Source organism: Streptomyces poonensis, from assembly GCF_014650915.1.
In the GTDB taxonomy this organism is placed as follows: domain Bacteria; phylum Actinomycetota; class Actinomycetes; order Streptomycetales; family Streptomycetaceae; genus Streptomyces; species Streptomyces poonensis.
This window is the reverse complement of sequence record NZ_BMVW01000001.1, coordinates 983,247-995,111: the sequence shown is the minus strand read 5'-3', so window position 1 is coordinate 995,111 and position 11,865 is coordinate 983,247. Positions and strand designations below refer to the sequence as shown.

General features: G+C 70.0%; 11 protein-coding genes. 6 read left to right on the top strand and 5 right to left on the bottom strand.

Annotated elements, in window-relative coordinates; all coding sequences use genetic code 11:
- Window positions 1-8 precede the first annotated feature (8 nt).
- Window positions 9-1,874 (top strand): GMC family oxidoreductase, encoded by a 1,866-nt coding sequence (locus IE242_RS04365; protein ID WP_189855424.1) that lies wholly within the window; start codon window positions 9-11, stop codon window positions 1,872-1,874.
- A gap of 214 nt (window positions 1,875-2,088) precedes the next feature.
- Here IE242_RS04365 and IE242_RS04360 read toward each other — a convergent pair whose 3' ends face one another.
- Window positions 2,089-2,241, bottom strand: coding sequence for a hypothetical protein (locus IE242_RS04360; protein WP_189856512.1), 153 nt, complete (start codon window positions 2,239-2,241; stop codon window positions 2,089-2,091).
- Between the two features lie 322 nt (window positions 2,242-2,563).
- Between IE242_RS04360 and IE242_RS04355 the strand changes: the two genes are divergently transcribed.
- Window positions 2,564-3,304, top strand: a complete 741-nt coding sequence (locus tag IE242_RS04355) for a hypothetical protein (RefSeq protein ID WP_189855422.1) — start codon at window positions 2,564-2,566, stop codon at window positions 3,302-3,304.
- 722 nt (window positions 3,305-4,026) lie between these two features.
- On the opposite strand, the gene IE242_RS04350 is transcribed toward IE242_RS04355, so the two are convergent.
- The gene (locus IE242_RS04350; protein ID WP_308436754.1) at window positions 4,027-4,374 is read right to left on the bottom strand and encodes a chorismate mutase; all 348 of its coding nucleotides are present in this window, start codon (window positions 4,372-4,374) and stop codon (window positions 4,027-4,029) included.
- A 526-nt stretch (window positions 4,375-4,900) separates the two neighbouring features.
- Here IE242_RS04350 and guaA point away from each other — a divergent pair.
- Entirely contained in the window at window positions 4,901-6,487 is a 1,587-nt protein-coding gene (gene guaA, locus IE242_RS04345; protein ID WP_189855418.1) for a glutamine-hydrolyzing GMP synthase, read from the top strand.
- Between the two features lie 61 nt (window positions 6,488-6,548).
- On the opposite strand, the gene IE242_RS04340 is transcribed toward guaA, so the two are convergent.
- The gene (locus IE242_RS04340) at window positions 6,549-7,061 is read right to left on the bottom strand and encodes a pyridoxamine 5'-phosphate oxidase family protein (RefSeq protein ID WP_189855416.1); all 513 of its coding nucleotides are present in this window, start codon (window positions 7,059-7,061) and stop codon (window positions 6,549-6,551) included.
- Between the two features lie 58 nt (window positions 7,062-7,119).
- Window positions 7,120-7,257: a hypothetical protein gene (locus tag IE242_RS04335; RefSeq protein ID WP_189855414.1), complete on the bottom strand. Its 138-nt coding sequence runs from the start codon at window positions 7,255-7,257 to the stop codon at window positions 7,120-7,122.
- 165 nt (window positions 7,258-7,422) lie between these two features.
- Here IE242_RS04335 and IE242_RS04330 point away from each other — a divergent pair, with 165 nt between their 5' ends.
- Entirely contained in the window at window positions 7,423-8,217 is a 795-nt protein-coding gene (locus tag IE242_RS04330) for a class II aldolase/adducin family protein (RefSeq protein WP_189855412.1), read from the top strand.
- A 118-nt stretch (window positions 8,218-8,335) separates the two neighbouring features.
- Here IE242_RS04330 and IE242_RS04325 read toward each other — a convergent pair whose 3' ends face one another.
- Window positions 8,336-9,217, bottom strand: coding sequence for a DUF4429 domain-containing protein (locus tag IE242_RS04325; RefSeq protein WP_189855410.1), 882 nt, complete (start codon window positions 9,215-9,217; stop codon window positions 8,336-8,338).
- Window positions 9,218-9,717: 500 nt separating this feature from the next.
- On the opposite strand from IE242_RS04325, the gene IE242_RS04320 reads away from it, so the two are divergent.
- Complete coding sequence (locus IE242_RS04320) at window positions 9,718-10,989, top strand: hypothetical protein (protein WP_189855408.1); 1,272 nt, start codon at window positions 9,718-9,720, stop codon at window positions 10,987-10,989.
- Between the two features lie 301 nt (window positions 10,990-11,290).
- Window positions 11,291-11,821, top strand: a complete 531-nt coding sequence (locus IE242_RS04315; protein WP_189855406.1) for a DoxX family protein — start codon at window positions 11,291-11,293, stop codon at window positions 11,819-11,821.
- The last annotated feature ends 44 nt before the right edge of the window (window positions 11,822-11,865 follow it).

Below are 11,865 nucleotides of genomic sequence, written 5' to 3'. Positions count from 1 at the left end.
GAGAGCACATGTCCCTGGACGACGCTGCCCGCAAGCAGGCGTACGACTCCGACGACGAGGCGTACGACTACGACGTCATCGTCGTCGGCTCCGGCTTCGGCGGCTCCGTCACCGCCCTGCGCCTGACCGAGAAGGGCTACCGCGTGGGCGTGCTGGAGGCGGGCCGCCGCTTCACCCGCCAGTCGCTGCCGAAGAACTCCTGGGACCTGAGGAACTACCTCTGGGCACCCCGGCTCGGCATGTACGGCATCCAGCGCATCCACCTGCTGGGCAACGTCATGGTGCTGGCGGGCGCCGGCGTCGGCGGCGGCTCCCTGAACTACGCCAACACCCTCTACGTACCGCCGAGGGCCTTCTTCGAGGACCCGCAGTGGAAGGACATCACCGACTGGCAGGAGGAGCTCCGGCCGTACTACGACCAGGCCCGGCGCATGCTCGGCGTACGCATCAACCCGACGACGACCCCGTCGGACGTCCACCTCAAGGCGGCCGCCGAGCGGATGGGCTGCGGCGACACGTTCCATCTGGCGCCCGTCGGCGTCTTCTTCGGTGACGGGGAGGACGGCGACGGGACAGTGACGGCCAAGCCGGGCGAGGAGGTCCCTGACCCGTACTTCGGCGGCGCGGGCCCCGCCCGGCGGGCCTGCTCCGAGTGCGGCGAGTGCATGACGGGCTGCCGCCACGGCGCGAAGAACACCCTCAACGAGAACTATCTGTACCTCGCCGAGAAGGCGGGCGCGGTCGTCCATCCGATGACGACGGTCGTCTCGGTCACGGACGACTCCCGCGGCGGATACGCCGTCACCACGCTCCCGACCGACGCCAGACGCAAGGGGCGAACACGACCGAAGGGATCCGCGGGATCCGCGGGATCCACTGAGCCCGAGGGACGGATCTTCCGGGCGCGCCGCGTCGTCATCGCGGCCGGCACATACGGCACCCAGACGCTGTTGCACCGGATGAAGGAGGGTGGCCAGCTGCCCCACCTGTCCGGCCGGCTGGGCATGCTGACCCGCACGAACTCCGAGGCCCTGGTGGGCGCGCAGACCGACGACCGCCGGTACCGCAAGGCGCACGGCGAGCCCAAGGCCGACTTCACGCGGGGTGTGGCCATCACCTCCTCGATCCACCCCGACGGCAACACCCACATCGAACCCGTCCGCTACGGCAGGGGCTCCAATGCCATGGGCGGCCTGTCGATCCTTCAGGTCCCGTACGCGGAGGGCTCCTCCCGCGCCCTCGCCTGGCTCGGGAACGCGGCACGCCACCCGTGGCTCATGGTCCGCTCGCTCTCCAACCGCCGCTGGTCGGAGCGCTCCATCATCGGCCTGGTGATGCAGTCCCTGGACAACTCCCTGACGACCCATCTGAAGCAAAAGGGTCCGGGGAAAGGGCTGCTGACCGCCCGTCAGGGGCATGGCGCGCCCAACCCCAAGCAGATCAAGGCCGCCACCGAGGCCGCGTCCGTCCTCGCCGACGAGATCAACGGCTTCCCGGGCAGCAACGTCGGCGAGCTGATGGGCACCCCGCTCACCGCCCACTTTCTGGGCGGCTGCCCGATCGGTGCCTCCCGCGAGGAGGGCGTGATCGACCCGTACCACCGGCTGTACGGCCATCCGGGCATCTCCGTCGTCGACGGCTCCGCGGTCTCGGCGAACCTCGGCGTCAACCCCTCGCTCACGATCACCGCGCAGGCCGAGCGCGCGATGTCGTTCTGGCCCAACAAGGGTGAGGCGGACCCGCGTCCGGCGCAGGGTGCCGCGTACGAGCGGCTGAAGCCGGTGGAGCCCCGGAACCCGGCGGTCCCGGCGGACGCGTTCGGCGGACTGCGGCTGCCGTTCCTGGAAGTGCCGGTGGTGCCGCCGAAGAAGTGACGGCAGGGGAGAGGCGGAGGACGAGGCGGAGGACGAGGCGGAGGACGAGACGGAGGACGAGGCGGTGACGGTATGAAGAAGGACCCGCACCCCCCTCCGAGTGCGGGTCCTTCTTCTTGCGCGAGGCGTTACGCCTGTCGCAGCTTGTGGGTGGCCGTGTGACGGCCGGGCGGTGGACCGCCGGACGGTCCGTCGCCCGTCGGCGCGGCCGCCGTTACGCGGTGGTGTCCTCCGTACCCTTGCGGCGGCGGACTTCCACCCCGCCCGGCACGGTCCTGTCGGCGAAGGCAGCCGGAGCGGACACCGGGGCGAGCGGCCCGAGTACGGCCGTGGCGCCCGCGGTGGCCAGAGCGCGGCGAAGCTTCATCAGGACCTCATCCAGGTCGAGTCGGTCGATCCACGTGCCGTGAGGTGCGGACGTGGCTGTTGTTTCCGCAGGTGTGACCGGCGAGGTTCGCGAACGGTTGTGCCCGTTTTCACAGGGAACTTATGTGGGGTGGATCACATGCGGATGTCGACGACTGCCGTTCGCTGCCCGGTCGTTGATGAACTGGTGCCTGTCAGAGTCCCGTGAGGCGTGTCTTGACGCGTGCAACACGTGAAACGTGTGAAACGTGTGCAACGCGCGAAACACGCGAGATGCCAGGAACGCGCGAAGCGTAGAGAGCTAGGTGGACGTGAAGTCGAACATGTCGCGGGCAGCCATGGCCCTCTCGGCGGCGGCGCTGGCATGCACCGCGGCGTGCGGTGGTGGTGGCGGCGGTGGCGGCGCCGGGGAGGAGAAGGCGGGCGGGAAGACGTCCGCGTCGGCCGCTCCGGGCCTCGGCAAGGCGAAGGACAAGGCCCCGCAGGCCCCACTGACCGCGGCCCAGCTGGACGAGGCCGCCCTCGCGAGCGGTGACGTCCCGGACTACAAGGTCACCAAGACGTCCGAGGCGGACATGCCTGCCGGGTCCGTGCCCGCCGAGCCGGCCGCCTGCCAGCCGATCGCGGACATGTTCTTCTTCACCTCCACCCCGGGCGCGGAGTCCCGGACCGGACGCACCCTCGCGGCCGAGAGCGGTCTCGATGCGACCGTCACCTCGCTCGCCCTGCTCGCCCACGAGCGCAGCGACGCCGAGAAGGTGATCGCCGACCTGCGCACGGCGTCGGACAAGTGCACCGCGTACAAGCACACCGACTATAGGTACAGCGGTGTCGAGGCCCTGCCCATCCCCGAGTACGGCGACGAGGCGGTCTCCTACCGGCTGAAGGGCACGATCGAGGACACCACTCTGACGATGACCTTCACCATCGTCCGCAGCGACTCGACGCTCGCGGCCTTCTACGCGATGAAGGCCCTCGGCGGGGATGAGGTCGAGGTGCCGGCCGAGGTGATCAAGGCGCAGCTGGCGAAGCTGGAGAAGGTCCGGAAGAAGTCCGGAGTCTGAGTCGGGACACATACGCCGACGACACGCGTGGACGGCCCGTGCCCACGCCGCGCGGCGCCGGGTGACGTATGCACGGAGAAGAGCCCCGCGGGATCGGTCCCGCGGGGCTCTTCTGCGTCAGCACCGACGTCAGGGCAGCGCCGGTGCTCGGGAGCGGCGCCGGGGGGTTGCGCCGCTTGCTCGGTACGCCCGGTCGTCCGTCGTCCGTCCGCCGGCCGTCCGTCGTCCGTCCGCCGGCCGTCCGTCGTCCGTCCGCCGGCCGTCCGTCGTCCGTCCGCCGGTCGGCGCCCCGGCTCACGGGGGGCGCACACCTGGTATCGACCTGTGGCAATCGAGGCACTCAATGCAGTTGTTCGAGGCGCGGGCTGTCCTTGCATCGTGCTGGATGGGTCGCGGCCTCCGCAACCGTTTCGACCACCCTTGAACAGTTTCCGCCGGTCGGCTCCGGGCGTCCCCGAAGCCGACCGTTCTCTGGGTGACCGGGCTGCTGTCCCCTGCCGTCCGGTCACGACCCTGGAGCGAGGTCCCACGGCGCACGGCACGATCCGTACGCCTCATCGCTCCAGCGGAGCCACGCGTGGTTCTTCCGGGTCCACGTCTGGCTGACACGGACACCGGGACCAACGAAGGGCTTCGCGGGGCGGTCACGCGCCGTACGGGTGAGAGGAAGTGCGGACGTGCGTGCACAGGGCTTGCGTGTGCAGACCCGCGTACCGGAGAAGTCAGATGCGGCCCCGGCAGAGCTCCAGCAGCGTCATGGCCAGGGACGTGCCGGGCTTGCCGAGGGCGTCCCGGTAGTGGGCGAGGATCTCCATCTCACGGGAGAGGTTCACGCGTCGGCCACCGGAGGCGATACGGGACTCCTGGATGACGGCGGACACGGCCATGCGCTCCTGGACCAGTCCGATGATGCGGTCGTCCAGTGCGTCGATGCGTTCACGGGCGTCCGAGATCACACCGGCGGCCTGTTCGGTGCGGGCACCGGTCCTGTCCGTGGTGGCTTTGCTGCCGAGGGGGACCGTGGTGGCGGTGGCGGTGGCGGTAACGGTGGCGTCCGTGGTGGCAGCGATGGTCGTGTCGAGGGTGTCGGCGGTGTCGGCGGTGTCGGCGGTGTCGGTGGTGTCGGTGGTGGCGGTGGTGGCGGTCATGTCGAGGGCTCCTCTGTGTCCGTGTCCGTGTCCGTGTCCGTGACTCGGACGGGTGCTGCCCCGGTGTGACGAAGCCCGCAAACGCTCAGGCGCCCCGGGCCTTGTCGGCCCGGGGCGCCTGGGAAGTCGCTTGTCAGTTGCTCAAGCAGCACGACCATGGCAGCCGGTGGGCCGGTTGCCATAGGTAAAGACGAAGGTCGCGAGCGTGAACATGAGAGCAGTATGCCTGCGCGGGCGCTCCCGGACCAAGCGGGCTCGGATGCTGAGACGACGGGCGGAGGCGTGGCGGCCCCTGCTGGGATGACGGGCGGAGGCGTGGCGGCCCCGGCGGGTGTGGCATGGGCGGAGCTCCGCGGCACGGGTGTCTTGCGGCGCCGCAGACGACTCGCGCACGGCCCCCGGTAGACTCGACAGCACGTACCCCCGCCAACCCGCCGGAAGGCAACCCGTGTCATCAGCGACTCCCGCTGCCGCGCAGTCCGACACCGTCCTGGTCGTCGACTTCGGCGCGCAGTACGCCCAGCTCATCGCCCGTCGCGTCCGCGAGGCCCGGGTCTACAGCGAGATCGTGCCGAGCACCATGCCGGTGCAGGAGATGCTCGCCAAGAACCCGGCGGCGATAATCCTCTCCGGCGGTCCCTCGTCGGTCTACGCGGAGGGCGCCCCGCGCCTCGACCGCGAGCTCTTCGAGTCGGGCGTCCCCGTCTTCGGCATGTGCTACGGCTTCCAGCTGATGGCCGAGACCCTGGGCGGCACGGTCGACAACACGGGCGCGCGTGAATACGGCCGTACGCCCCTGCAGGTCACCAAGTCCGGCTCCACCCTCTTCGAGGGCACCCCGGACGAGCAGTCGGTGTGGATGTCCCACGGTGACGCGTGCAGCGCGGCCCCCGAGGGCTTCACCGTGACGGCCTCCACCGACGTCGTCCCGGTCGCCGCCTTCGAGAACGACGAGAAGAAGCTGTACGGCGTCCAGTACCACCCGGAGGTCATGCACTCCACCCACGGACAGCAGGTGCTCGAGCACTTCCTGTACCGGGGCGCGGGCCTGAGCCCGGATTGGACCACCGGCAACGTGATCGAGGAGCAGGTCGAGGCCATCCGCGCGATGGTCGGCAACAAGCGCGCGATCTGCGGCCTCTCCGGCGGCGTGGACTCCGCGGTCGCCGCCGCCCTCGTCCAGAAGGCCATCGGCTCCCAGCTGACCTGCGTGTACGTCGACCACGGCCTGATGCGCAAGGGCGAGACCGAGCAGGTCGAGAAGGACTTCGTGGCCGCCACCGGCGTCCAGCTCAAGGTCGTCGACGCGCAGGAGCGCTTCCTCACCGCCCTCGCCGGGGTCACCGACCCGGAGGAGAAGCGGAAAATCATCGGCCGCGAGTTCATCCGGGTCTTCGAGCAGGCCCAGGCCGAGATCGTGGCCGAGGCGCCGGGCGACCAGCCGGTGGAGTTCCTCGTGCAGGGCACCCTCTACCCGGACGTCGTCGAGTCCGGCGGCGGCACCGGCACGGCCAACATCAAGTCGCACCACAACGTCGGCGGCCTTCCCGAAGACCTGGAGTTCAAGCTCATCGAGCCGCTCCGCAAGCTGTTCAAGGACGAGGTCCGGATGGTCGGCCAGGAGCTCGGCCTGCCGGACGAGATCGTCCAGCGTCAGCCCTTCCCGGGTCCCGGCCTCGGCATCCGTATCGTCGGCGAGGTCACCAAGGAGCGGCTCGACCTGCTCCGCGAGGCCGACGCCATCGCCCGTGAGGAGCTGACGGCGGCCGGCCTCGACCGCGACATCTGGCAGTGCCCGGTGGTCCTCCTCGCGGACGTGCGCAGCGTCGGCGTCCAGGGCGACGGCCGGACGTACGGCCACCCGATCGTCCTGCGGCCCGTCTCCTCCGAGGACGCGATGACCGCCGACTGGTCGCGTCTCCCGTACGACGTGCTCGCGAAGATCTCGACCCGCATCACGAACGAGGTGCGCGACGTCAACCGCGTCGTCCTCGATGTGACGTCGAAGCCGCCGGGCACCATCGAGTGGGAGTGATCCCGGTCCGTGTGTGAAAGGCGCCGTCCCTCGATGAGGGGCGGCGCCTTCGCCATGTCGGTCACTGGCGCCGGACGGTGCGTACGGGCCCTCCCGGCTTCCACACCTGTACGGCCAGGTAGGTGTCGTCCTCCACATATGTCCGTACGACTTCCGTCAGTTCCGTGCGGAAAAGGTGGAACGACGACGGGTCGGGCGGGCGCACTTCGTCGACGTACCGTTTCACGGTCTCCGCGTCACGGACCTCGATCGCCCGTCCGCCGATCCGTACGTCCCCGCCGGCCAGGTCCGTGTCGGAGCCCGGATTCGCCTGCAGTGCGAAACGCGGATCGCGGCGCAGGTCGAGCGCCTTGAGCGAGCCCGGCATCATGCCGAGCCACAGCTCGCCGCCGAGGAAACGGACCTCCAGCCCGGACGTGCGCGGCGAGCCGTCCTTGCGGAGGGTGGCGAGGATGTGATGGGTGAACGCGGTGAAGCGCTCCTCGACGGTCCTGGCGAGGCCGGGCTCGACGGTCGCGAAGGCGGACCAGTTGATGCCTGTGGTCACATGCGTATGCGCGTTCGTGCTTTTCATGAAGTCGAGCCTGACACCGATACCGGACACCTGCTGTCGGGTATACGGACACGGTGACCTACGGGAAGCCGGTGGCCGACCGGCGGGCGTTCGTGTCCATATCCATATCCATGTCCGTGCCCATGCCTCCGCCCAACCCCATGTCCATCCCCATGCCCGTGGCCATGTCCATCCCCATGCCCGTGGCCATGTCCATGGCCTGCCCGTCAGGATGTCGTGCTCGCATGACTCCCGTAACGGATCCGTATTGTCTTCGCCCGGCGGACCCGTACCCCGCGCGCGGAGACCGGCGACCGGCCTCAACTTCCGCTTCCGCTGCCGCTTCCGCTTCCGTACCTGCGGAACCACTGCTGGAGGACTCATGCACAGGCCCACACCGCCCCTGCCCCGCCCCACCGACCAACTGCGGTTCGCCATGCCGCCCAAGCACGAGACGCTGGACGACGAGCGGCGACACCGCAAGGAACGGCTGGCCGGAGCACTGCGGATCTTCGGGCGGCTCGGCTTCGAGGACGGGGTCTCCGGGCACATCACGGCGCGAGACCCCGAGTTCAGCGACTGTTTCTGGGTCAATCCGTTCGGGATGTCGTTCCGGCACGTCACAGTGAGCGACCTGGTGATGGCGAACTCCGAGGGACAGGTCGTCGAGGGCCGCTACCACGTGAACCAGACGGCGTTCACCATGCACGCCCAGGTGCACGCGGCCCGCCCGGACGTCGTCGCCGTCGCCCACTGCCACTCGGTGCACGGACGCGCGCTCTCCGCCCTCGGTGACCTCCTGGACCCGATCACCCAGGAGAGCTGCGCCTTCTACGAGGACATGGCGCTGTACGACTCGTACACCGGTGTCACCGTGGACGCCGAGGAGGGCCGCCGGGTCGCCACCGCGCTCGGCAGCCGCAAGGCGCTGGTCCTGCGCAACCACGGGCTGCTGACCGTGGGGGACTCGGTGGATGCGGCAGCGTGGTGGTTCCTGACGATGGAGCGGTCGGCGCAGGTCCAGCTCACCGCCCGCGCCGCAGGACGGCCGGTGCTGATCGGCCACCGGCAGGCGGTCGCCACGCGCGAGCAACTGGGCGGAGACCTGGTGGCATGGATCAGCTACCAGCCTCTGTGGCAGGACATCAGCAGGAGCGAGCCGGATCTGCTGAGCTAGAGGCCGGTCGGCGGGCCCTCCGCCCGTGAGGTCGACGCCCCATGAGCGGCTGTGAGCGAGCCATGAGCGGCTGTGAGTGAGCCGTGAGCGACTGCGAGCGATAGTGATCGGTCCGAGGTCAGAACCTCCTGAGCACCGCCGCCTTCGTGAGCGCGAACTCCTCGTCCGTGAGCACCCCGTCACGGTGCAGCTCCCCCAACTCCCGTAATCGGCGCAGCAGTACGTCGTGGTCGTCGGACGGCGGTGAAGGGGCCGGGCCGATCCGGGGCCGGTCCACGTAGTCGATCGCCCGCGTGGAGGGGTGGGGGAGCCGCGCGGTCACCGCCGTCGCGACGAGGGCCGTGAGCAGGTCGCGTCGGGCGCTGCCCCACAGGTCGAGGGCGTACGGATCCTTCTCTGGCGGCAGTTTGGAGAACGCCGTCTCACGGGTCACGAAACGCATGAACCCGTCCTCGTAACCAGAGTTGGGCAGCCACTCCACCTGCACCAGATCGCCGATCGCGATGATCCGCGGACCCGTGGCCCGCTTGACCCGGTCGGACGTGTCGCTCCAGTCGATCCGGACGTGCGTACCGTCGAAGGAGACCGTGCCGTCGCTGGACCGCACCGACACGGGCACCGGCGGACCGGACAGGAGATAGGCCTTGGCGGGCTCCTTCGGGACCTGTTCGAGGAGCAGGGCGCGGCGTATCTCCTCCGCCACGTACTCGGCGACGCCCGAGCGGTCGACGTCGACGATGAGCCGGTAGGGATCGGCGGAGTCGGGCAGCCGTCCTCCGGTCGCCTGCAGCAGCGGATCGCAGCCTTCGCGCAGCCGCAGCCGCAGGCGACCGCGTTTGCGCTCGGGTTCGAAGACGACGCCCGACACCGCTTCCAGAGGCACGGTGATCTCTCCGTACGTCTGCCGGAACAGTGGCACGGAGCGGTGGAGTCCCGGCGTGATCCGGACCGTGGTGCCGTCGAAGGCCCAGGTCCCGTCGCGCTGGATGATCTCGGCCATACGGAAATTCTCGCAGCCGGGCGCTTCACGGGGAGAGGGGAAGCGAAGACGGGGAGAGGAGATGTGGAGACAGCGAGAGGGGAAGCGATGACGGCGAGAGGGGAGGCGAAGGCGGCGAGAGGGGAAGCGAAGACGGCGGGAGGTATGGATCACTGATCGCGACCGCGTAGTACCGCCGCCCTGCCGGACGCCTCCGGACGCCTCCGGACGCGCTGGTCAACACCCTTCTCCACGGTTCACCCCCCGCTGACCAGACCTGCCGGACGACGAGCATGTTCCGTACGGCACAATTCGCTGTCATCGCACGGTAGTTGTACGACTGTCGCAGAGCGCAGATGTACGGAGCGGCAGAACGGGCACCGGCACCTCCCAGCGGGCGGGAACCGCGGGCGGATGCCGATGGTCTGTCGCCGACGGACGGGGTCGGTGGCGGTCCGGTGCCGACGGCCCAGTGCCGGTCGGCGGAGACGGGTGAAGCGGCGCGGGAAGGCGGCTCGGGCGTGGCGGTACAGGAGGCGAGACGGGGCGCGGGCGCCCATGAGGGCGGCTGTGCGTGCGGGGACTGCCCGCACGGGGCGCGCGAGGGACATCGGCGCGCAGTCGCCGAGTTCCTGCACCAGCGTGAGGAGTTCGCTTCCGGCAAGGGACTGCCCGCGGCGGTCGCGCATTCCCCGGCCGCGTCCCGCCAGTGGGTCTCCGACGAACTCACCCAGTCCGCCGCCCTCGTCGCCGAGCGCGGTCGCGTGGAGGGCGAGGCCTGGCTCGGACGTCTGTGGCTGCATACGGCGATCGTGGTCTGGGGTGCCGTCCTGGCCTTGCTCCTCGTCCAGGCGTTCACCGCGATCGGCGCGGGCTGGAGCGCCGCGCGGACGGCCGGCCTGCTGGCCGCACTGGTGGTGGGCGCGGCACTGACGGGCGCCGGATACCTGCACCGCGCCCGAGGAGGCGCACTGGCGCCAGTGATCGGCGAGGACAACCGGCTGTCCACCTCCCGCGCGGTGGCGGCGGGCTGGGTGCTTCTCGCCGTGTACTCGGTTCTGGTGCTGGCCGGGCAACTGGCCGCCGCCTCGGAGCACGGCCGCCGCGACGCGCTGATCGCCGGCCTCGACCTCGCCCGCGGTGCCGGAGTGGTCACCGTCCTTGCGGTGACGTGCGGGATCGCCGTACTGGTACGGCGCGTGGTCGGCCTGCGCGTCCTCGGCCAGCGCCTGCAGAAGGTGCGCGCGGACCGGCCCCGCGCCGCCGACCTGCTCACCGACGACTCGGGCCGCGGCAGCTTCACCGACATCCAGTACATCGTCGTGAACACTGTCGCCCTCCTGTTCGCTCTCGTACGACTGGCCCGCCACCCGGGCCGGCTTCCCGACCTCCCCTGGGGACTGGCCCTCCTCGTACTGGTCGCCGCGGCCACGTACTTCTCCGGCAAGTACGCGGAGGGTGGTCGGCCCGTGATCCTCTCCGTGGTCCGGGCACGGGAGGCCGGCGACCTCGACGCGCCCATCCGCACCGGCGACGACATCGAGATCCGCGGCGCGGGTTTCGTACCGCCGGGGGCCCACACCGCGGACCGGCTGTCCCGCATGGTGGTCCGCATCGGAGCCGTCCATGTGCACGTGCCGCTCGTCCCCGTCGCCGGAGGCTTCAGCAACCCCACGGACGCCGTACTGACAGTGCCGGTCCCCGCCGACGTGGAGCCCGGCCGGGTGGAGGTCCAGGTCGTCACGGCCGCCGGAGTGGAGACCAACCGGTGCGTGATCGACGTGACGGACTGACACGACCGCCGGAATGCCTACCGGCCGGTGCGCGCTCGAGGCGACGGACTGACGCGACGGACTGACGCGACGAACTGACACGACGGACTGACACGACGAACCGACACGACGAACCGACACGATGGGCGGGCCCTGCCCGACCGGCGCCGAAGCAGCCGACACCGAGTCCGAAACCGGTGCCGAGTCAGAGGCCGACACCGCACCCGAGTAACCGCCACCGCGTTATTGAGCGGCACCCCCCTTTCGTACGTATGGTCAGTTGAGGGGGCAATGGCACGGCGGCGGAAGGCGGCGAAGAGTCATGACGCACGGTATCCGTACGGACACGCAGACTCCCTTTCCCGGTGGTGGCCGCGACTGGCGCGACACCGCCACTCGCTGTGCCCTGCTGCCTCTGCGGATCTTCCTCGGCGTCACGTTCATCTACGCCGGCCTGGACAAACTGACCGACAGTGCGTTCATGTCCGAGTCCGGTGCGGGATCGATCGGCGACACGATGCGCTCGGTGCGCGACTCCGCAGCGATCCCCCAGCTCGTCGATCTAGCCCTCGAGAACCCTGTCGGCTTCGGCTACGTCATCGCCATCGGCGAGCTCGCCGTGGGTATCGGTGCCTTCCTAGGACTCCTCACCCGTCTCGCAGCGTTCGGCGGGGCCCTGATCTCCCTCAGCCTGTGGCTGACGGTCAGCTGGGCCTCCGACCCCTACTACTACGGCAACGACCTCCCCTACCTCATGGCCTGGACCCCGCTCATGCTCGCCGGCGCCTCCGTCTTCTCGGTCGACGCGGCCATTCGCGCACGACGCGGGCAGCGGGCTGACGACTACCGCTGATTCGCCCTCGACGCCGACCAGGCGGCACACACTCGGTGTGCCTG

Bases quoted from the DNA above. Each gene is read 5' to 3' on its own strand.
- IE242_RS04340 (WP_189855416.1), bottom strand. From the start codon at position 7,061: ATGAAAAGCACGAACGCGCATACGCATGTGACCACAGGCATCAACTGG.
- IE242_RS04330 (WP_189855412.1), top strand. From the start codon at position 7,423: ATGCACAGGCCCACACCGCCCCTGCCCCGCCCCACCGACCAACTGCGG.
- IE242_RS04355 (WP_189855422.1), top strand. From the start codon at position 2,564: ATGTCGCGGGCAGCCATGGCCCTCTCGGCGGCGGCGCTGGCATGCACC.
- IE242_RS04315 (WP_189855406.1), top strand. From the start codon at position 11,291: ATGACGCACGGTATCCGTACGGACACGCAGACTCCCTTTCCCGGTGGT.
- IE242_RS04360 (WP_189856512.1), bottom strand. From the start codon at position 2,241: ATGAAGCTTCGCCGCGCTCTGGCCACCGCGGGCGCCACGGCCGTACTC.
- IE242_RS04365 (WP_189855424.1), top strand. From the start codon at position 9: ATGTCCCTGGACGACGCTGCCCGCAAGCAGGCGTACGACTCCGACGAC.
- IE242_RS04335 (WP_189855414.1), bottom strand. From the start codon at position 7,257: ATGGACATGGCCACGGGCATGGGGATGGACATGGCCACGGGCATGGGG.
- IE242_RS04325 (WP_189855410.1), bottom strand. From the start codon at position 9,217: ATGGCCGAGATCATCCAGCGCGACGGGACCTGGGCCTTCGACGGCACC.